The organism is Streptomyces sp. NPDC030991, assembly GCF_055571235.1.
Window position 1 is genome coordinate 195477 of record NZ_JBVIFR010000005.1, and the last position, 20805, is coordinate 216281.

16 protein-coding genes are annotated in these 20805 nt (G+C 70.6%); 5 read left to right on the plus strand and 11 right to left on the minus strand.

Annotated elements, in window-relative coordinates; translation table 11 throughout:
- Window positions 1-280: 280 nt before the first annotated feature.
- Complete coding sequence (locus ACZ45E_RS12155) at window positions 281-568, plus strand: DUF6355 family natural product biosynthesis protein (protein ID WP_468219592.1); 288 nt, start codon at window positions 281-283, stop codon at window positions 566-568.
- A 155-nt stretch (window positions 569-723) separates the two neighbouring features.
- Here the strand turns inward: ACZ45E_RS12155 and ACZ45E_RS12160 are convergent, their stop codons facing one another.
- The 4 genes from ACZ45E_RS12160 to ACZ45E_RS12175 form a co-directional block, all read right to left on the minus strand.
- A complete protein-coding gene (locus ACZ45E_RS12160) occupies window positions 724-1200 on the minus strand; it encodes a Pycsar system effector family protein (protein ID WP_468219595.1) in 477 nt (158 codons plus the stop codon).
- Between the two features lie 128 nt (window positions 1201-1328).
- Window positions 1329-2906, minus strand: a complete 1578-nt coding sequence (locus ACZ45E_RS12165) for an ABC transporter substrate-binding protein (protein ID WP_468219598.1) — start codon at window positions 2904-2906, stop codon at window positions 1329-1331.
- Window positions 2906-5071, minus strand: coding sequence for an ATP-binding protein (locus ACZ45E_RS12170; RefSeq protein ID WP_468219600.1), 2166 nt, complete (start codon window positions 5069-5071; stop codon window positions 2906-2908). Before ACZ45E_RS12170 ends, ACZ45E_RS12165 begins: the two co-directional genes overlap by 1 nt.
- Before the next feature lie 147 nt (window positions 5072-5218).
- Window positions 5219-8428, minus strand: coding sequence for an NACHT domain-containing protein (locus ACZ45E_RS12175; protein ID WP_468219602.1), 3210 nt, complete (start codon window positions 8426-8428; stop codon window positions 5219-5221).
- A gap of 196 nt (window positions 8429-8624) precedes the next feature.
- Between ACZ45E_RS12175 and ACZ45E_RS12180 the strand changes: the two genes are divergently transcribed.
- The gene (locus ACZ45E_RS12180; RefSeq protein ID WP_468219603.1) at window positions 8625-9371 is read left to right on the plus strand and encodes a phosphotransferase family protein; all 747 of its coding nucleotides are present in this window, start codon (window positions 8625-8627) and stop codon (window positions 9369-9371) included.
- Between the two features lie 76 nt (window positions 9372-9447).
- Here ACZ45E_RS12180 and ACZ45E_RS12185 read toward each other — a convergent pair whose 3' ends face one another.
- Complete coding sequence (locus tag ACZ45E_RS12185) at window positions 9448-10056, minus strand: hypothetical protein (RefSeq protein WP_468219605.1); 609 nt, start codon at window positions 10054-10056, stop codon at window positions 9448-9450.
- On the minus strand, window positions 10053-11111 hold the full coding sequence (locus tag ACZ45E_RS12190) for an SDR family NAD(P)-dependent oxidoreductase (protein WP_468219607.1): 1059 nt from the start codon (window positions 11109-11111) through the stop codon (window positions 10053-10055). The genes ACZ45E_RS12185 and ACZ45E_RS12190 overlap by 4 nt, the downstream gene beginning before the upstream one ends.
- Window positions 11112-11176: 65 nt before the next feature.
- On the opposite strand from ACZ45E_RS12190, the gene ACZ45E_RS12195 reads away from it, so the two are divergent.
- Window positions 11177-11749, plus strand: a complete 573-nt coding sequence (locus ACZ45E_RS12195) for a TetR/AcrR family transcriptional regulator (protein ID WP_468219609.1) — start codon at window positions 11177-11179, stop codon at window positions 11747-11749.
- A gap of 102 nt (window positions 11750-11851) precedes the next feature.
- Here the strand turns inward: ACZ45E_RS12195 and ACZ45E_RS12200 are convergent, their stop codons facing one another.
- The 4 genes from ACZ45E_RS12200 to ACZ45E_RS12215 form a co-directional block, all read right to left on the minus strand.
- Window positions 11852-12940 carry a polyprenyl synthetase family protein gene (locus ACZ45E_RS12200; RefSeq protein WP_468219610.1) on the minus strand — a complete coding sequence of 363 codons (1089 nt, stop codon included), beginning with the start codon at window positions 12938-12940 and terminating at the stop codon, window positions 11852-11854.
- A 243-nt stretch (window positions 12941-13183) separates the two neighbouring features.
- Window positions 13184-13813, minus strand: coding sequence for a restriction endonuclease (locus ACZ45E_RS12205; protein ID WP_468220053.1), 630 nt, complete (start codon window positions 13811-13813; stop codon window positions 13184-13186).
- Between the two features lie 172 nt (window positions 13814-13985).
- Window positions 13986-15326: an FG-GAP and VCBS repeat-containing protein gene (locus tag ACZ45E_RS12210; protein ID WP_468219613.1), complete on the minus strand. Its 1341-nt coding sequence runs from the start codon at window positions 15324-15326 to the stop codon at window positions 13986-13988.
- 919 nt (window positions 15327-16245) lie between these two features.
- On the minus strand, window positions 16246-17106 hold the full coding sequence (locus ACZ45E_RS12215) for an SDR family NAD(P)-dependent oxidoreductase (RefSeq protein WP_468219615.1): 861 nt from the start codon (window positions 17104-17106) through the stop codon (window positions 16246-16248).
- A gap of 512 nt (window positions 17107-17618) precedes the next feature.
- Here ACZ45E_RS12215 and ACZ45E_RS12220 point away from each other — a divergent pair.
- Together ACZ45E_RS12220 and ACZ45E_RS12225 are read left to right on the plus strand one after the other, a co-directional pair.
- On the plus strand, window positions 17619-18611 hold the full coding sequence (locus tag ACZ45E_RS12220; RefSeq protein ID WP_468219617.1) for a ScbA/BarX family gamma-butyrolactone biosynthesis protein: 993 nt from the start codon (window positions 17619-17621) through the stop codon (window positions 18609-18611).
- 168 nt (window positions 18612-18779) lie between these two features.
- Window positions 18780-19415: a ScbR family autoregulator-binding transcription factor gene (locus ACZ45E_RS12225; RefSeq protein WP_468219620.1), complete on the plus strand. Its 636-nt coding sequence runs from the start codon at window positions 18780-18782 to the stop codon at window positions 19413-19415.
- Between the two features lie 313 nt (window positions 19416-19728).
- Here the strand turns inward: ACZ45E_RS12225 and ACZ45E_RS12230 are convergent, their stop codons facing one another.
- Window positions 19729-20715, minus strand: a complete 987-nt coding sequence (locus ACZ45E_RS12230) for an endonuclease/exonuclease/phosphatase family protein (protein WP_468220056.1) — start codon at window positions 20713-20715, stop codon at window positions 19729-19731.
- Window positions 20716-20805 lie beyond the last annotated feature (90 nt).

A 20805-nucleotide genomic window follows, 5' to 3' on the forward strand; every position in this document is an offset into this window, starting at 1 on the left:
CGAGGCTGTCGCGGCTGGGCGGGGCCGCGCTCGATGGGGTTCGAGGTGTGGTCGGCGTCCTTGATGTCGACACCCGCGGGGTCCGGGGCACCTCCATACGGCCCGTGTACGAGGAACGGGCGAACACCAACCGATCGGCCCTGAAGCGAATCGATTCGTCGGGTGAAGGGCGCCCATGAGGCCGAAACGCCTGGTCCGGTCTGCGAATCTCGGTTCGTCGTCAACGGATCGGCAGGAACCTGCGGTTCGGGCTCTCGTCCTCTACTGTCTGGAGTTCTCCTTGCGTCTTCCTCGTATCGCGACCGGTGTTCTCGGTCCCGTCGCTCTCCTCCTCGCCACCGTCGGCGCGGTCACCGTGAGCGCCGGCCCGGCCGCGGCCAACCCCTGCGGCTTCTACGAAACCCAATCCGACGCCTACTACAACCACTGCACCTCGGACGGTTCACGCATCGTCATCGAGATCGACGACTGGGGACCGAACAGCGAGCAGTGTGTGGGACCGGGCGTGACCTGGATCGGCACTGCTTCCGGTGTCGACGGCGCCTGGTACACCGGCCGCACATGCTGACCTGGACCGCGTAGGAGCACCCGCGGTTCCGTTCGGGGAACGGTCACCGTTTCCGTTCCCCGAACTCCGGTGAGGCCCTCGGGGTGCTGGTCGAGGTCGGCGCAGGTGGCCACGGTGACTACTGTCGGCCGCGCAGCCGGTGGAGACGACCAGAGTTACAGGAGCAGGGAGAGGATCGCGGCCGCGATCAGCAGCACGAGGCCGGCCAGGATGAAGTTGACCGCATGTTGCAGTCGCCGGAACTTGTCCCGCAGCAATCGGGCCAGCACGGACACTCTCTTGGCCCGCAGATCAGCCCGCATGTGTTGTTCGAGCGTGGTGGGGTCCAGCGTGGCCCAGCGCGTCCAGTCCTCCAGATCAGGGTTGCCCACCTGGACAGGACGGACCGTGATCACCAGGAGCACGGCTGCGATCACGAGACAGGCAGCGCCGGTACCGCCCACTGCCATCACGGCGAGCGGCTGGGTGCCATGACCTCGACGCGTAGCGAGGAAGGCCAGACCCAAGCTGGTCAACGCGAGAATGGTGTTGGCCTTGGCATCCGCTCGCACGAGTTCACTCATGAGAGTGGCCAGCGCCTCATCCAGGTTCTTCGATACGCGCTCACTGCTGTCAGCCGGTTCCTGTGCCATCAGGCATCCGTCCCGAGCCAGAAGACGCACGCATGTGACCCGCGGTTTCTTGGATGACCGATTTTCGCATGCTGCACTGAGCGTCTCCCTACATCAGGTTGAGCATCAGGTGGAGCCGGCGCCGCGTCTCAGGCGGGGCAGGCGTCCGCTCGGTCGCCGCGGTAGGTGCGGTACGGCGGTCGCTGTTTCGGGGCGGGGGCGTCCGAGGCGGGCGGGTACTCGACGATCGGGACGGGCTTGCAGACCGCCCACTGGTCGTTCTCCCCGGGGCCGGCGAAGCCGTAGGTGCCGCTCGCGCCCACCAGGCAGCCGCTGCAGACCGAACCGTCGATGGTCGACGTGGTCAGCGTGCTGTACACGTCCTTGGCCGTCGGCAGCCGGGCGGGCTCCGGGGTCTGTGCTCCACCCTCGTTGACCTCGCTGTAGGTGCGGTCCACCGCGCCGGCGAGGAGGGCGAAACCGTCGAAGTACATCGCCGCGTAGCCGTCCGAGAGCGCCGAAGGGCCCAACTCGTAGGCCTTTTCGAGTTCCTGGAAGCGGGCCAGGAAGGCGGCGGAGCCGCGGGGCGGGGCCCCTTCGCCGTCCGCCCAGGCGGGGTCGTAGGCGGAGGCGTCGACGATGGTCGCGTTGATGGACTTCAGGGCGCGCTCGATGGTTTCGGTGCTCAGGGTGGGTTCGAGGCCGATGCCTATCTTCAGGATCCGCAGCTTCTGGCTCCGGTCGCAACTCCCGGTCTCCGCGAGGCGGTTGACGAAGGCGGGCAGGTCCTGGTCGCGGCCGGCGAAGAAGACGGTGTCCACCTTCTTGCGGCAGATCTTCTCAGCCGCGTCGGCGAACCGTTGCGGGATTCCCTGGTCGTCCCCGGACGAACCGATGAAGTGGGAGTTGTTCTCCTCCAGGTCGTAGCGGGCGTCGAAACGCTTCTCGAACACCGCCCGCAGATCCTGCGAGTAGACGTCGCCCTCGCGGCTGTCCCAGACGAGGAAGCCGCGCCCCTTCTCCGGATGCTGCTTCAGGTAGCCGGCGAGGGCCTGGGAGAACTGCTCGTTGTTGGGGGAGGTCTTGAAGAAGTAGCGGGAGTTCATCGAGGCGGCGGTGATCACGGGGCCCACGGTGGGGATGGAGCGGTCGGACAGTTCCGTGACCGCATCGCGTGTGTCGGTCGTGCTGCTGGGGATGCCGGTCACCCCGACCAGGGGTGCCTTCCTGTCCCGGGTCAGTTCGTCGAGGCGGTCGACGACGCCCTTCCACTGGTCGAGGTCGCGGCCGTCGGGGGCGAGCAGCAGCTGGTAGTGGGGGCCGCCGGCCCGGTTCGCCTGCTGTTGCGCCGCGAGGGCGCCGGCCAGGGAGCGCTGGATCATCTCGCGGGTCATGGCGCTGGTGGAGTCCGAGGTGAAGGGCATCATCAGCGCGATCCGCACGTACGGGATGCGGGCCATGTCGCCCTGCGGATCGTCCCACTGGCGCCGCACGTCGGCGTTCTCGTCCGCGACGGCGCGCAGGAGACGGTCGATGGTGGCGTCCCCCGTCTCGAAGGCCCGCTCGGTGACGCCGACGCAGTCGTCCCCGCGCTTGTCCATGCCGTCACCGCAGGGTCCGGGCCGGGACTGCTGCCAGAAGAAGAGGCCGCCTGCCAGGGCGAGTACGACGATGAGGGCGACGCCCCAGTCCAGCGGGCCCCACTCCTTGGGTCGGCCACTGAACATCATGATCCTTCGCTGGCGGGGATGGGCAGGGGCTGTCGTCTGCGGGCGGCGGTCGGCCAGTCGCGGGCGCCCCTGCCGAGCGCCGCGTACCACGTGGAGTGGCGCCGGGAGAGGAAGCCGAGTTCGTCGCCGACGGCCTGGCACAGCGTCTCCGCGTCGGGGTCGATGGCCGCGTCGGCGTACGGCTCGGACAGGTACCACAGGGCGTGCAGGAGCCGGTTGATGCCCCGGCCGGCCTCGTCGAGGTGGGTGTAGCGGGAGGCGTGCTCGCCGAGCGCGATCTCCACGCGCTGGTCGGTCCAGGGGGCAGCGCCGTCGGGGGCGCTGCCGGTCGGTGGTGTCGGGGCGGAGGCGCAGCGCCGCAGACACAGCAGCCAGTGCTCGACGCTCTGTTCGGCCTCCTCGGCGCTGAACTCGTCGGCCAGCATGTCCACCACCTGCACCGCGTTCCCGGCGGCCAGGCTGTGCCGCAGCGCGTCGGCCTCCTCGGTGTCGGCGCGCCGGACGTGGTGCAGGTGCAGGAAGCGGTGGATCTCGTGCCAGCTGTACGGTTCGTCGTGCGGCGGCAGGGTGCGGCGGGCCTCGTGGACGAGGAGTGTCTGCAGCAGCGGGTTGGTCACCAGCGGCAGTCGGGACGGTACGGGCGACTGCCACTGCCGCTCCACGAGGTAGCGGGCCGCCGCGTTCACGGGCAGTTGCTCGGGGCCGTCCAGGCCCAGGTCCTCGGCGAGTGCCTCGGCGGCCTCGTGGTCCCGGGCGAGGCAGAGTACGACGAGCCGCTCGCGCTGGCGCCGGTCGGGGAGCAGCTCCTCCAGGAGCACCTGGGTGACGGGCCGGCCGCTCTCGGTCTCCAGGTTCAGCAGGTCCTTGGGGGTGACCGTGCGGTTCTGTCCGGCCGCGTGCACCACGGCGTCGCAGAGCAGTTTCCCGGCCAGCGGGTGCCCACCGGTCAGGGCGTGCAGCGCGGAGGCCAGGTGGGGGTGGAGCAGCCGGGACGAGGTGCGGTCGAGCATGGCCAGGACGTCGTCGCGGCCGAGCGGGGTGAGAGGTACGACGAGCAGCCCGGCGGAGGGGTCGTGTCCGGTGCGCTGCCAGACGTGTGCGATGTGGTCGCGCTGCCGGCCGCCCGCCGGAGGCAGCAGGTCGTCGAGTTCACGGCGCACGGCGTACGGGGCCTCGTCCTCGGGTACGTCGCCGAGGCGGGTGGCGACGACGGTGATCCGGTCACGGACGGGCCGCCGCGGCGCGGCCCGGTGGTCGAGCAGCAGGTCGAGGAAGCGCTGTCCCGCGGCGGTGTGTGCTTCGTCGAGGAGGATCAGCGGCCACGCTTCACGGTTCCAGCGGCGTAGGCCGCCGTAGGCCGAGGCGACCTCCTGGAGGAAGGCCGCCATGAGGTCGTGCTCGACGGCGCGCCGGTAGTCGCCGCCGCGATGGAAGCGGCGGCCGACTTCGACCAGCGGGTCCCGGCCGTCCCCGGCGTCCTCGGCCCGTGGCCGCCGGCCTTCGTACCACTGGCGGGCGGGGCCCAGCGGACGCAGCGTCTCCAGTTCCCGCAGGATGGCCCGGGTGACCGGGAGTGAGTCGGCCTCCTCCGCCTCCTCGGCCTCGGTCCCGGCGCGCGCGACGATGGACGCCTCGACCTGCGCGGCCCACGCGCGGGCCACCTCCCGTTCGTCGCCGCTGCGCAGGCCGCAGGCGATGAGGGTGCGGGCGTGGCGGGCACAGACGGCGTCCCGCTCCTCGGCGTCACCCGCGTGCCAGCCGGACACGGCGAACAAGCCGGGCACCAGCGTCGGGAACCGGGTGAGGGCCGGTGCGAACGCGCACACCAGCTGCTCCATGATCTCCGCCAGATCCGCGGCGCGGACAGCCCCGGGTCCGCCTGCCGGGACGGGCCGTACGGCGTCCGGCTCGACATGGCTGCCGGCTGGGACCACCCGCACATGGGCGAGCGGCAGTCTCCGGTGGTAGTGCCGGGCCAGTCCTTCGAGGACGGCGCTGCGGCCCGTGCCGTGCTGGCCCGTGAGCAGGACGACCGGCACATCGTCACCGAACTCCCTTTTCCTGCGCGCCCGTTCGTCGTAGGCGAGGCCGGTCAGCGAGGGGACGAGGGTGCGCACCACGGGGTCGCGTGCGTACAGGAATGGCACTGACGACCTGTTCATCAGAAGTGTCCCGGTTCCCCTCGGCGTGCTCCGGGCGCCCTCCGGGCGCGCTCTCGATGTCCCCAACCCCCGTCCTCGTGGCCGAACTTACCGACGGGGACCATCTGTTTCCAGGCACACCGTCACCGTCGCGGCACGTCGGGGCCCTCAGGGGTGCGGATAGATCTCCAGATGGACTCCGGCGGGCAGTTGCTCGGCCGCCCGCACGTTGCGCGAGTAGGCGAGCCGTACCCGGCGCAACGCGCTCATGGCCTTCAGGGACGACAGGTCGATGTCGGTCCCCTGGGTGAGGTGCAGCTCCACCAGGCCGGGGAGCCAGCGGGCGATGCGCCGCAGCGAGACGGGGGCACCGGGTTTCGCGTACACGTAGAGGTGGGTGACCGCGGAGATCTCCGCTCGCTGGCCGAAGAGCAGCACGCTCAGCTGCTCCGGTGACAGGGTCAGGGTGCGTAGCGTCTCGACCTCGGCCAGGGCCTTGCCCCAGTCGTCGGGGAGCAGCTTGTCCCCGGCCTCGTGCAGACGTAACTCCTCCAGCCGTACGCCGCGGGCGATGTCACCGAGTTCGACGGTGCCCGGGGGGAGCGCGAGGATCCGCAGCCGGTCGAGGTAGGGCAGTTCGGTGAGGCCGCGCCAGGGCACGTCGGCCCCTACGTGCAGGGCGACGAGTTGCGCGCAGCCCGCCAGGTCCGACAGCGGTTCGAACTGCGGGAGGTCGGCGAGGGCCAGGCTGCGCAGGCGGGGCAGCCTGGTCAGCGGCGCCGGGTCCGTGAGATTGCGACAGCTCTGCAGGGTCAGCTCTTCGAGGGCGCCGAAGTCGTCGAGAAGCGCCAGGTCCTCCAGGCGCAGGGCGCCGCGCAGCCGCAGCTCGCGCAGGCGCCCCGGGTCGAGGGCGGCCCTGATCGCCGCGGGGTCGAAGTCGCCGTGGATGCCGACGCGTTCACATCCGGGCATGGTGGCGAGAGCGGTCAGCTCGGCAGTGGAGCGTACGGTGACGGGCTCCTCAGGGGAGGTGGCGAGCAGCGGCCGGATGATCTCGTCGGCGTAGGTGTCGGTGTCGAACCGGTCCCAGTGGCCGAGGAGTTGGGCGCGGACGGCGGGTTGGCGGGTGCCGAGGAATTCGCGCAGCCGGGTGATGGCGGCGTCCCCGCCGATCTGGCAGATCGCGTGGACCGTGGCGAGTTCCTCGTCGCCGTCGAGTTCAGCGGCGCCCGGCAGCAGGCCGAGCAGGAGTGGTCCCGTGCGGGCGAGCACCCGGGCCTGGCGCAGGCTGCGGGGCGGCAGCATGCTGGCCGCCTCGGTCTCGATGGTCTGCCGTACGGCGGGTTCCAGCCGGGTCGCCTGTTCCAGTGAGGCGAGGGCGAGCAGACGCAGGCGGGCCTGGACGGTGCCGTCCTTCTCCCGGTTGCCGCGGTCGCTCAGCCGCATCAGCAGATCGGCGCGGCCGTTGTGATCGGCCTGTGCGACGGCCATCTGGACCACGTCCTCCCACTGGTCGACATGCGCGTTCTTCACCAGCATGCCGAAGTCCCGTTCCTCCAACACAGCCTTCGCCCCGAGGTAGTCCTGAAACGTACGATGCACGAAGCAGACGGCGCCTGCCGCGGGTTCGCGCAGCAGACCGGAGCGTTCGAGCAGGTACTGCAGAGCGTCCTCGGGCTCTCCGAGGTGGTCCAGGCTGGGTACTTGGGGCTGGAGGCGGCGCACCACGTCCACCGCGTCGTCGCGCTCGATCTGCGTGCGTTCGTTGCGGATCAGCCAGTACGCGAGGCGCTTGAGCGGTTCGGTGGCGGCTTCCTCGTCCAGCTCGGGCGCCCCGCCGCGGCCGTACACCTCCCGCTCCATGTCGCGCCGTTCGAGCAGCATGGACAGGGCCGCCTTGTAGAGGGCGGCGCGGCCGCGCGGCAGGAAGCCACGGCGCTCGCGGTGCAGGGCGCAGATCAGACTGCACATCAGCGGGTTGGTGGCGAGCCTGCTCAGGCCGGGGTTGGCGCGCAGGGACCGGATCAGCTCCTCGTCGAGTCCTGGGCGGGCGCCGGCCGCCGTGTGCCAGCGCCGGATGAAGTGCTGGAGGTCGCCGGGGCGCAGCGCGTCGAGGGTGTACTCGTGGAACCCTTCACCGCTCAGCCAGCCGGGGGCGAGCGCGGAGGGGCGGGTGGTGGCGAGCCACAGGTTGCCGGGGAAGACGCCGAGGAGCTCGCGCAGCCAGGTGCGGGTACGGGTGCGGTCGGCCTTGGGGATCTCGTCGAGGCCGTCGACGAGGAGCAGGCCGCGGCCGTTCTGCAGGACGCGGGTGGCCCAGCCGTCGGGTTCGGTGCCGACCAGCGGGCAGTCCATCCACCGCAGGAAGTCCTCGGGCAGCGGCAGCCGGGCGCCTTCGCGGGCGAGGGTGCGCAGCGGGAGCACGAAGGGGACGCGGCCCAGCAGCTGCGGCAGATGGCCCGGCACGCTGTCCTGCTGCGCGGCGGTGAGCGCGAGCCACTGCACGAACGTCGTCTTGCCGGTCCCCGCGAGGCCGTGCAGCAGGACGCGCCCCCGGGTGGCGAGGGCCGCCTCGACGCTCTCCTCCAGTCCCGACTCGCGCTCGTCGTGGGGTGATTCGGAGGTGTCGTCCTCGGGGGTCGGTGAGGCGACGGCGCGCAGGCTCAAGTAGGCGGACTCCAGGGGCCATTCCTGGCCTCCGGGGTCGCGCAGGTCGACGCCGTAGATGGTGAGCTTTCCATGGCGTCGGACGACGTAGCGCGCATAGTTCTCCTCGAAGCGGCCGTCGACGGCCGCCCAGTCGTCGCCCGACACGCGACGCAGCACGACGTCCAACGTGGCGTGCACGTCGCGCAGTTCGCGGGAGCCCTCCAACCGTGCCCGCGCCTCGAAGCCGGGTCGCTGGGTGAAGAAGCGCACCAGGTGGACGCAGGCGGTCTCCAGGAGGCGGTCGTGAAAGAGGGCGGCGTCCCGGGTCAGCAGCCGCCGGGTGTCGGGGCCGGCCTGACGGGAGAGCGCGGCGGCGAGCCTCTCGGGCCCGAGCAGGAAGATCTGTACGTCGTCCATGTCCAGGTCGCCGAAGGCGAACAGGGTCCGCGTCAGGGCCTGGCCGACGGCGTCGTGCTCGTCGTCCTCGATGGGCCGCTCGTGCGGACCGGCCGCGCGGACCGCGCGCCGCACCAACTCGCGGGAGAGCCGGTGCAGATCGTCCCGGCTGACCGTGGGATGGTCCCCCACGAAGGACAACATGTGCCGTATCCGGACGGGCCGTTCGCCGAACTCCGCCCCCGGTGCCTTGGCCGGCGGCAGCACGAGCCGCTTCAGTAACGGCACCACCACCGCGGACGCGACCCGCAGCCCCACTGCGCCCGGTTCCACAGCCCACCCCCGTCGGCGTGCGCCTCTTGGTGCACACGCACGCTGTCCACCATAGGGCTCCTCCTGCACACACAGGGCCCAGCCGCGGGAATGCCGCGTCGATGTCGGGCCGCAGGCCGGCGAGTACCTGGTCGGCCGCGCCATCGCACGCGATAAACCCAGCGGCATCGACGGTCGTCCCGGGATACTGATCGCCATGGATGAGGTCCAAGTCGTCGTCGCCCATTCCGAGCGCGCCACCCTGCGCGTCGGTGACGTGTTCCTGAAGGTGGACGCCGATCAGGCACGGGTCGACGCCGAGGTCGAGGCGATGGCCCTGGCACCGGTCCCGACCCCGGAGGTCCTGTGGCGCAAGCCGCCCGTGCTCGCGATCTCCGCGCTCCCGGGGACGGCGCTCGGCCGCCTCGGCGAGCCGTCGGCCGCGTCCCCGGCGGCATGGGCCGCGGCAGGCGCCGCCCTCCGGACGCTGCACGACGCGCCGTTGCCGCCTCGACCGGGGCGGGCCGGCCGGGGCCTCGGCGAGTTGGCGGCGGATCTCGACGGCGAGTGCGAGCTGCTCGTGGCGGACGGTTTCCTCCCCGCCGACCTGGTGACCCGCAACCGCCGGATCGCTGAGGCAGCGCTCCGGCCGTGGCCAGCGGCCTTCACACACGGCGACCTGCAGATCGCACACGTATTCGTGGACGGGGACGAGATCACGGGCATCATCGACTGGTCCGAGGCGGGCCAGGGAGACCCCCTGTACGACCTCGCCACGCTCACCCTCGGACACGAGGAGCACCTCGGCGATGTCACGGCCGGCTACGGCACCGACGTCGACCTCGACGTGATCCGCGCGTGGTGGTCGCTGCGGAGCCTGATGGGCGTCCGCTGGCTGGTCGAGCACGGCTTCGACCCGTCGGCGCCGGGCTGTGAGATCGACGTGCTCAAAGCCCGGATGTGAGGTGTAGGAGCCCTGCTGCCCTGCCGTGCGGGTGGCCCCAGCGCAGGGCCAGGGCTCTGACCCTGGCTGCGGACCGTCAGCTCAGCTTGTTCACCGCTGTGACCGTCGTCTTCTTGAAGGCGTCGACCGGCGCGTTCGTGAAGTCGCCCATCTCTCCCCACTGCACGACGGTGACGACGGTGCCCTCACGACCGATGGAGAACAGGTTGATGTCGGTGGCCCCCCATGTGGTCGTGGTGTTGATCCCGAAGACCTCGGCGCCGTCCCCGACGTCCAGCTTCCCGTAGAACCTCTCGGTGGCCGTCACGTCAGGGTCCTGAGTGACCAGCTCGTGCGGGCAGGCGGACAGGTGCTCGCGCAGCAGCGCCGCGAAGTTCTGCGCGCGCTCGACGCTGCGCTCGACCACGGTCACCTGCAGCGCCCCCGTGTCGTAGTCGGTGCGGAAGACGCGGTGCGCGGACGTCGACGGCAGAGCGTCACCCACGCACATCGGCAGCGGGTCCGGCTGCCCGGCGGTGACCGGGCCCGCCATCCACGCGGAATGCGGGTGGGGCGGCAGTTCGGACGGTGCGAGGAACCGTGGGTCGGCGGCGGCGGCCGCCGCCGGAGTCGTCGCTGCGGCGGCGCCCGCCACGGCCGCCATCGCGGCCAGCGCCATCGTTCCCTTGCGCAGGTGTGCGTTCATCGTGGTGTTCCCCCATGTAGGTCGGTGCTCACCCCATATGACCCTCGACCCCTGGCACCCGTTGCCCTGATTTCTGTCACAGGCCTGTCACCGAGCAGATCGGTCGAGACGGTCCACAGGCGCTCGGCGATGGCGGGGTCGAGCGCCCATTCCTTGACACCGTGCGGGTGCTGGGCGAGATCGGCGTCGTTCGGCACCGTACGGGCCTCTTGTCCGTCGTCGAGATAGTGGCCTCCGGAGTGGGCGAACTCGGGGGCGACGGCCGCGACGACGGTGGTGGCGGCCCCCTGCTCGACCGTTTTGTACGTGAAGACTCCGGCGGCCTCGGCCGCGTCGAGCGACGCCTTCTGCTGCGGTGTGAAGTTCCGCTGCAGCCCCGTCGCGATGCCGCCGGGGTTCACCGCGTTGGCGACGATGCCGTCGGACTCCCAGCGGCGGGTCGCCTCGACGGCGAAGAGGGAATTCGCCGTCTTCGACTGGGCGTAGGCGATCTGCGGGTCATAGCCGCGACGCTCGAAGTGGAGGTCGTCGAAGTCGATACCGGAGCGCATGTGCGCCGTCGAACTCACCGCGACGATCCGCGCTCCGTCACGGTCGGACGCTCCCCTGGCCAGGGCGTCGTGCAGGCCGGCGGCCAGGACGAAGTGTCCGAGATGGTTCGTCGCGAACTGCAACTCCCAACCCTCCGGCGTCCGTTCGAGGCCACTGGTGACCACGCCCCCATTGTTGACCAGAAGGTGCAGCGGCCCGTCCCACGCGTCGACGAACCGTGTGACGGTGGCCATGTCGGCGAGGTCGAGCCGGACGACTCGGGGCCGGATCCCGCCGGTCGTTCTCTCGATCGTCTCGGCTACGGCGTCGCCCACGGCCGCGTTCCGGACGGCGAGTGTCACTTCCGCCCCGGCCGCGCTCAACACACGAGCCGTCTCGATCCCGAGTCCGGAAGAGGCGCCCGTCACGATGGCGCGGAGACCCGTGAGGTCGACACCCCGCAGCACCTCGTCCGCGGTGCTGGAGGCAGTGAAAGGCGTGGAAATAAGAGGGGAGGGGCTCATGAAGCACGGACTATACGCGCTAGACGATATTTGTATAGTTCCCCTCTCGTTCGTAGACTCGACCCATGAGCAGCCCCGATGCCGGCCACTCGCCGTCGACAGGTACCGATCCCGACCGCCGGAGCACGGTTCTGGACTCCGCCATGGCCACGTTCGCGCGCTTCGGTTACAGGAAGACCTCCATGGAGGAGGTGGCGCGCACGGCGCACATCTCCCGGCCCGGGCTCTACTTCCTCTTCTCGTCGAAGGAGGCACTGTTCCGTGCCGCGGTCACCCAAGCCTTGCAGCGGGACGTCGCCGCGGCCGGACACGCCCTGGCCGACACCGCGCGGCCCCTCCCGGAACGACTCGTCGAGGCTTTCGATCATTGGGCAGGCCGGTACGTCGGCCCGCTGGCGCGCGATGTCACAGCGGTCATCGAGGAGAATCCCGGCCTTCTCGGGGACGTCGTCGAGGTCATGCCGCGCCGCTTCGAGGAACTGATCACGGACGCGATCGCCGTCGCCTCAGGGCCAGAGGCGGCCTCCCCCGTCGCACGAACGCTGATCAGCGCGTCGATCGGCCTCAAGCATCAGACCACGTCACGGGAGTTCTACCTGGACCGGCTCAAGGTCGCCGTCGGCCTCCTGGTCCGCTGACCGACTCACCGTCCGCGTCCCGCCCTGCCCGCGGCGCCGACGTCACCACGTACGCCGAGATCCGCCGTTCAGCCGGGGTGGACCGCTGTCCTCGCGGGCTGCTCAACGCACTCGTTCGACGCTCCACAGCGGCAGCAGTTCGAAGAAGGTGACCGCCTCCTCGCGCCAGCGCGGTCGCCAGCGTGCGGCTTCGGCCGAGGCCAGTTCCGCGTAGCGCCTCATGTCCGCCCGCAGCTTCCGCTCGACGCCGCGGCGCTCGCCGATCTCCCGTACGGCCTCGATGGTCTCCGCAGGACAGGAAGCGTCACCGAGCGCGGATTCCACCACCGTGCGCTCGGGTCCGTCGACGACCGCCAGGAGTGCGCTGACGGTGTAGCTGCGCTTGCCGTCCCGGATGTCCGTGCCGGTGGGCTTGCCCATGGCGTCCGCGTCCCCGAAGAGGTCCAGGTAGTCGTCGCGCAGCTGTCCGCAGATCCCGAGCAGCAGAGCGTACCGGCGCAGTTCGGCGTCGAAGCGGGCCGGTTGCTCACCCGCGGCCAGGAGCCCCAGCTGCATGGGCGCGAGTATCGAGTAGCGCGCGCTTTTGTAGTCGGACACGCAGTGCAGAACGTCCTCGGAGGGAACGTCGGTGAAGTCCCTCTCCAGGTCGACGATCTGGCCGAGGAACGTGGCGGACGCGGCCCTGGTCTGTGTCTCGATCATGGCGTGGCGCACCGGAAGAGGAGCCTCGGAGTCGAGCAGGACCTGCAAGGACAGGGCAAGCGCCAAGTCACCGGCGAGCAGGGCGAGTCCCAGTGCGGTGTGCGGATCGTCGGGGAACTTGGCGCGGTAGGCGTAATAGGTGGAGGGGCCGCCCCGGCGGGTGGGGCTGTCGTCGATGATGTCGTCGTGGGCGAGCAGGTGCGTCTGCAGCAGTTCGACGCTCAGCGCGGCGTCCTCCAGACCGGCGACCGGCTCGGCCGTCACCAGCCGGGCCGCCTCATGGATGAAGGCCACCCGCAGGCGTTTGCCCCCTCTCAGGGACAGGTCTCTCAGGAGATCCAGGCATTCAGGGGTGAAGCGACTGAGCCCCGGCGCGTCCAGGGTGTGGCGCAGGTCCCGGAAGTACGCCTCGAACCGGGCGCTGAAACGGCGCTCGTACGCGGCGAGGCGCCCCTTGATCTGTTCGGCTACGACGGCGGTTTCGGTCACGTGAGAACTTTCCGTTCCAGGGGGACACACGGAGCGCGCCCGCTCCTCACGGGTGCGGCGGCCTCCGCCCGCCCGCACCGGCCGGTCCCGGTTTCGCGACCAGCGAGTTTACGGCCTGTCGAAGGTCTCGCAGCGCAGCGGGTCCTCCGTCGGGCCGGTAGGCGGCCGCGTAGGTGAGCCGGCAACTGGAGGTGCTGACCGACTTCTGCTCGCCCTTGAGCACCACAGATCGGTTGTACCAGGTCAAGGTGCCTTTGGTGTACGTCTGTCCGTAGGTCCGGGAGCGCGGGGACCCGCGCCGGTGCCCCGCCCGTTCAGCTGGATCAACGTCTCCAGGTGCGCGCCCTTGACCCAGGCCCCGAGCAGGTCGCGGTGGAGGGCCACGATGTCCTGGCGCAGCGCCAGGCCCTGAGCGGCCTTGGTGAAGCCGCGACAGGTGGTGACGAACAGGGCGACGTCGGCGCCGTGTTCGAGGCGGGCGGTGCCGAGGAACTTCTGCATGTCCTGCGAGGAGACGCTGCGCTGCGGCGCGTACTTCTTGCACTGCACGACCAGCTTGCGGCCGTCGGCCAGGTAGCCGACGACGTCCGCACCCAGATCGCCGCTCCTGCCGCTGACCTGGACCTGCGTACAGCCGTCCCGTCGGCACAGCTCGGCGATGTAGCGCTCGAAGTCCTGCCATGTCAGGGCATCGACCTGCGTCATCGACAACTCCCGTGCCCGGGCCTCCTCCTGCGACCGCCACCGCCGGTCCTCACCGACCGCACGGCGATGCGCCCGCCACACGCCCCAGCCGGCCCCGCCCAGCACGGTCGCCCCCAGTACCGCCGCAAGGACGGGCCACACCGCCGACCAGTTCGCAGCTGCCCACACCACGGCGACCCCCGCGGCCACCGCGCCCCCCGACCACACCTGCTGCCGTGTTTGCTTGCGTAAGCGCCTGTTCCGTCGTCGTGCCATCGCTCCCCCATCTCCTCCACGCTCTGATCCGCAGGGTGAAAACGCCGTCCAGGTCCGGCAGAGCCCCGCGCCAACGAGCATGCGCCTACCGATCCTGGTCCTTGCCGGGGGTGGCGGCGAAGGATGCCTCGTCTCGGTCCGTGCCGTCGGTGAACCACCATGTGTCCCCGCCGAAAAGGGCCAGTTCCGCGCGGCCGTCACCGTCCCAGTCGCGGGCGGCGAAGAGCATGCCGTCGGCGGGGCCGTCGTCACCCGGCACGGAGCGCCTGGTGGTGCGCCAGGGTTTCGACCCGAGCCCGTGCTCGGAGCCTCCCCGCAGGACCTCGATCCGCGCGTCCCCCGCCTCCTTCTTCTTGGTGAGCTGTACGGCCAGGTCGTCGCAGCCGTCGCCGTTGACGTCCCCGACGGCGAGACCGGCGCCGAAGCCCTCCTCGAAGTCGCCGCCATCCATGGTGACCCACCTCCCCGGTTCCTTCCCGTAGCGGACGCTGACCTGGCCGCGCCGGTGGGGTGTGTCGACCTCGTCGTAGCTGTCGACGAAGCTCCGGCCGACGGCGATGTCCTGCCGCGCGTCGCCGTCGAAGTCGCCGAAGACGACGTTCTCGCCCTGCGGCAGCCGCTCGGGCTCCTTGCTCAGGCCACTGGCGGTACGGGCACCGCCGGTGAACAGCAGGGGCGGGTCCCACGGGGAGTCGTAGAGCGCGAGATCGGTGGCCCGGTCGTCGTTGGCGTCCCCGGCGACCAGCACGGGTGACGCGCCCTCGTGGACCGGGCTGGGGATCGCGCTGGTCCGGGCGGGGGCGCCGGAGCGTGTGAACGGTCCCTTGAGGACGACCACTTCCCGATCCGCGTTCGAGTCCCTGAAGGCCGCGAGGTCGGTGTGGCCGTCCCCGTCGAAGTCGCCGGCGATCGGTGCGGTCGTGTATCCGCTGCCCGGCAGAGGGACGCGCCCGTGCGCTCCGCCGGCCTGCGGGCCCTTGGGGCCTCCCCACAGAACTTGGGCGGCGCCGCTGACGACGAGGTCGGCGTGGCCGTCCTCGTCCAGGTCGGCAATCGTGGGCTGCCACGGGTCGTCACCCGTCTGGATGTCGTCCGGCACGCCGAGGTCGTCGTGGGTGAGGACGGTCGTGCGGTCCTGGTCCGGACCGTGCTCCGAGCCGGGTACGACGGTCACGTCGAAGTTCTCCGTGTCGGACATATCGTGCACCAGATCGGCGAAGCCGTCCGCGTCGAGGTCGGGGGTCACGGGCCTGTCCGCGCGCGCCGCTTCGGCCGGTCGGCAGGGGCTGTCGGGCACCGGGCGCGTGCCGCCGGACGGGAGGAGAAGGAGGAACGCCACCAGCGCCGCCACTACGAGGGAAGCCGGCACGGCATGCCATAGGCGCAGGTGGCGGAAGAACGGGCCGCCTGCTGTCGGAAAGTGCATCAGCCCACTTCACGGGCGTGGACGCAGCTCGCACAAGGAAGCGGATCACTTTGTTACGGGGGTGATGCACGATGGTCCTGCCGTCCCCGTTGCGGCCCACGGGCACGTTCCGGTGTGGCGGTGTGCCGGTGTGCCCGGGCGGAGCTCCGCATGTGGTGGTCGGATGCGCCCGAACTCGCGGCACCTCGCTCACCCGTCGGCGACGAATGAGGGAACCGTCGCCGATCTGAGGCGGTGGCGATGTGCTCGCCGGCGGCAGGTCGCGCCGCAATAACGGGCCGGACGGCCGGTGGGCCGGGCAACCTCAAGCCGTGCCCCGCACACCTCGCATCGCGGCGCCTCGTCAAGAGCACCCCCAGGGGTCCGCGCCGCAATCCTCGTGACGGCGGGCTCACGGCGCCCTGATCGATTGCATGAAGGGAGTTTCAGAACGTCATGGGAGGAAAGCCGCACCTGGGTTCGGAAGTGAGCCCGGAGCGAGTCCCCCGGAGCGTTCCGGGGGGCTCGCTCCGTTCGCGCGGCCGACGATTACGCCGTCACGTCTGCGCCCTTCACCCACACTCGGGGCGACGGCACGGACGCCGGTCCCAGAGCTGTTCGGCATCCCGCCCGCATATAGGTCAGGACCCCAGACCAGCACCGGCTCAAATGGCCGCCAATCACCGCCTGTGCACCGCACGGGGATGGCATTGAGTAGCACTCATGAGGGACATCGAGCGTGGGTCAAGTCGCACGGCGGTCCTGGTGTGCCAGGGGCGGGGGGCAGCTGCGCTCGCACCGCGTCGCCATCGCCCGACGGAACTGATTCCAGACCGGATTGCGGGCCTCCGAATCCTCGCCGAGGACGCCGGACCCGGCACTTCGGAGCGCGAGATCACGCGGAGTTCAACCTGCCACAGGCTCAACTGAGCCTCTGCGACTACGGATTGGAGTACGGCAGGGCAGTCGGCACGGCGCCAGTGCGGTCGAGGAGTTGCCGGGCCGCGACAAGGTCCAGCGAGACCGCCTCAGCGGCGGCCTCCCGGTAGCCGAACGCGTCCTCGCCGACCGGGACCGTCAAAGGAACCGGGCTCTCGGCGGCGACGACGGCGAGCACCTGGGCGGCGAAATTTTCAGGGTCCCCGCTTTCCGGAGCGTCCGCGAGGGCCCTCATCGCGGCGAGCATGGGGCCGTTGACGCCGTCGTAGGCCGGGATGTGGTCGCGGGTCTCGGTCATGGCGGCGCCATAACGGGTGGCGAACATGCCGGGCTCCAGGACCGTCACCTTGATGCCGTGAGGCGCGGCCTCGACGTCGAGGGCCTGGCTCATCGCCTTCAGCCCTTGCTTCCCGGCAGCGTAGGCGGCTACCCCCGGAAGGGCGATGTACCCCGCCACGGTCGACACGTTGAGAATGTGTCCGCCGCCCTGCGCCCGCATCAGAGGCAGTACCAGCCGGGTCAGACGCCAAGGACCGACGAGCAGCACCTCCAACAGGTCGCGCAGTTCGGCATCGGAGGTCTCCTCGACCGCGCCGAAGAGCCCGCAGCCCGCGTTGTTGACCAGAACGTCGATGCCGCCGAGGCGCTCCGCTGCGAGGCGGACGGTGTCCGCGCAGGAAGCAGCGTCCCGCAGTTCCAGAGCGGCGGGGGTGATGCGGCCGGGCCATGCGGCCGTCAGATCTTCCAGGTCGGCGGTGTTGCGGGCGGTGACCACGAGGTGGTCGCCGGCGGCGGCTGCCGCTCCCGCCAGGGCACGGCCGAGGCCGGAGGAACAGCCTGTGATGAGCCAGCGTCGTTGCATGCGTTTCCCCCGGGTGCCTGTTCTCGGCGAAGTCGGACCGGCCTGACCTGTACGGAATCCGGCGCGACGCCAGCACCTCATCGTGGGGGCGGTTCCCGGACGTCGCCAGCCCCGCTGAGGGAGCGTGCGGAGGCGCGCGGGCGCACCGGCCGGGCGCACGGACATCGACGGGCCGCAGGCCGGGGGCTCCCGACGGGCCTGTCTCTGGGGGGCCGCACGCTCCTCCGCACCACGTGCTCGACCGGTAGGCCACTCCACGACGGCGAATGTCGCAGCACAGCTCCCGGCCTCTCCGTCGAACTGCCGAGTCGTCGAGTCGTCGACGGCGCTCGACCTCCCGGACCGGTTGGAGCCGAGGCCCACGGCAACCAAAGGGCCTACGGAGTTTCATCCTCCGCTTCTGGTCCGGACCAAGCTTGCCTTCCCGTAGAAAAAAAACCGCTTGGTAGGTATCTTTGAGCCATCCGGACCCGCACCTCACCCGTCATCTCGCTTACAGCCCAGGGGGAACCATGTCTGTGCAGACGGTCAGCGGAGCACACATCGCTCACACGACGCCGCGCGCCACAAGTGCCGCGACGGCACCGGAGATCAGCGTGCTCGTGAACGCCCCTCTGACGACCATCGTCCCCAAGGAGTTCGTCCACCGGGCCAGCGTCGCCGAAGTGTTCCTCACGGACTGGAGCCGCCAGGACGGTGCGGACGACCGCTTCCTGGTCACGGGCCAATGGCCCCGCATCCACTCCTTTTTCACGCCCGTGGACGGACGCCACGACCCGCTCATCGCGGCCGACACACTCCGCCAGGCCGGCATGCTCCTCGCCCACGCCGAGTTCGACATCCCGCTCGGCCACAGCTTCGTGATGTGGGATCTCGCGCTCACCGTCGATCCGGCACACCTGCTGGTCGGCGCCGCACCGGCCTCCATCGCGATCGAGGCCACCTGCACCGACATCAAGCGGCGCCGGAACGCCGTGACCGGATTCCGGTGCGACATCGTCATCCGGCGCGACGGACAGATCGCCGCCACCGGAAGCAGCTCCTTCTCCGCCATGGCCCCAGCCGTCTACCAGCGGCTGCGCGGCGACCGGAGCCACAGCGCACAGGTCATCCCCCTCACCGCCCCGACGGCTCCGCAGACGGTCGGCCGCACCTCCCCCATGGACGTCGTCCTCTCCCCCATCGAGCGACCGGACGCCTGGCAACTGCGGGTGGACACCCGACACCCGGTGCTCTTCGAGCACCCCGCCGACCACGTGCCGGGCATGGCCCTGCTGGAAGCCACCCGGCAGGCCGCTTCCGCACACCTGGGCCGGCCCTGCCAACTGGTCGGCATCACCAGCGAGTTCGACAATTACGCCGAACTCGACGCGCCCTGCTTCATCGAGATCGAGCCGTCTGGGCCCACGACCCCGGGTGAGCAGGTGTCCCTGCTGGTGACGTGCCGCCAGAACGAGCAGTCCGTTTTCCACGCGACCGTGACGGTGGCGGGGGCGATGCATTGAGACCGGACCCCGCACCGGGCGAGGGCCGACGCAGGGGCTGCCGATCGCGGTCGGCGTGCGGCCGCCGGCCGATCTCCGTGGCTTCTACGATCAAGATCACTTAATATACGAACCGGACGGTTTTTTTGGAGGTCGCGGGTAACTGGACCATGGCGGAAAGAGACTGACGTGCCAGCACCCAAGCAGGATCGCGCGGTCCGTGTTTTCGAGGAGTACGGGTACAAGGCGGCGACGATCAACGAGATCATCTCGTCCGCCCAAGTGACCAAGGGCGCTCTCTACTTCCACTTCAGCTCCAAAGAGGCGCTCGCGGAGGGCGTACTCAGCGGCCAGGATCCTCAGCTGAACGTCCCGGTGCGGGCGTGCAAGACGCAGGAGCTCGTCGACACGGCGATGCTGCACGCCCACCAACTACAGACCGACCCCGTGGCCCGGGCAGGCGTACGCCTGGCGCTCGACCAGCGAGCCATCAACCTCGACCGGAGTCGACCGTTCCGGCGGTGGGGCGACATCGCGGTCGACCTGATGGGGAAGGCGCAGACCCAGGGCGAGTTGCTGCCGCACGTCGTACCGGACAACGCCGCCGAGGTCATGGTGGGTGCCTTCGCCGGCGTGCAGGCCATGTCGCAGGTCATCTGCGACTACCAAGACCTGCAGAGCCGGGTTTCCATGCTCCTGCGCCATCTGCTGCCGAGCGTGGTGCTGCCCTCGGTCCTCACCTCGCTGGACCTGTCCGACCGGCGGGGCGAGACGGTCCACCTCGTGAGTCAGCGACTCGGAGCAATGCCGCCCGCGACCAGCTGACCGGCCGACCGGCCGACCGACTGACGGGCTGACGGGCTGACCGGCTGACCGGCGCAAGGCGACGACGCCGACGAGCCGAGCAAGTACGAGGCACAGAAGGCATCCAGCCTGCGGTGTGACGTCTTCAGCCAGCCTTTCGCCGGCGGATGGTGCGCGGTCTTGAGCTGAAGGAGACGCCAGTGGTGCGCGGGTCGGTCGCCGTCGACGCGGTGTCGCCGCGCAGGCTCTCGGGGCCGAGTGTCGCGTCGGCGAGCTGGATCCCGGCGGAGTGATCCGCGCGGGCGCGTAGGGCTCGGGTATGCCGCTCCGGAGTTCACCAGCTGATCCCGGCGGCAACGGGGAGGTGGTCGCTGCCGGTCTCCGGCAACAGCCACGCTCGCTTCGGTTCCACGCCACGGAAGAGGATCTGGTCGATGCGCGCCACCGGGAAGGATGTCGGCCAGCTGAAGCCGAAGCCGTCGCCGGCCACGTCCTGGGCCGAGCGAAGCTGGGCGGTGAGGCCGGCGAACGCCCGGTCGTCGAGGGTGCCGTTCAGGTCGCCGAGCAGCACGACCCGCTCGCTCCGTTCGGCGGCGACGGCCTCGCCGAGCGCCTGCGCGTTCCTGTCCCGTGTCTCCGTCCAGAACCCCACCCTGGGGTTCACCCGGACCGACCCCAGGTGGGCCACGTACACCGCCAGCGGCCCCGATTCCGTGGTGACAGTGGTGCGCAGCGCCCGGTTGTCGGCCATCTTGGCCGCGGCCGGCTTGGCGTCCCCCAGCGGGCCGACGTCCGTCCGGATCTCGACCGGCCGGGTGTCGGACAGCGGCAGCTTGCTCCACAGCCCGACCGTGCCCTGCACCGTGTGGTAGCGGTACGCCTTCGCCAGCCCCTTCTCGTACGTTCCCCGGGCCTCCTCCGTCAGCTCCTCAAGTGCCAGCACCTCCACCCCGGAGGCGGCCAAATGGCGGGCGGTCCCGGCCGGGTCGGGATTCTCGGCGCCGACGTTGTGGCTGGCCACGGTGAGGTCACCGCCCGACTGCGACTTGTCGTCGAACAGCCCGCCGAAGAGGGTCACCCAGACCAGCGCCGGGAGCAGCAGCGCGATCACCGCGGAGGCGGAGCGGCGCCAGAGGGCGGCGGCGAGCAGCACCGGGACGAGCAGTCCGAACCAGGGCAGGAAGGTCTCCACCAGGCTGCCGAGGTTGCCCGGCCCGTCCGGGATCTGCGCGTGGAACAGCAGCAACAGGCCCAGAAGCAGAGCCAGGACCGCGAGCACCGAGCCACGCTTCCACGGTCCCGGCCCGGTCAGGCCGTGGATCGCCCGACGCGTACGCGCACGCACACCCCGTGTCCTGCCGGCCACGGCCGCCGGGGTACCGGCGCCGGCACCCGGCTCAGCGCCGGACCC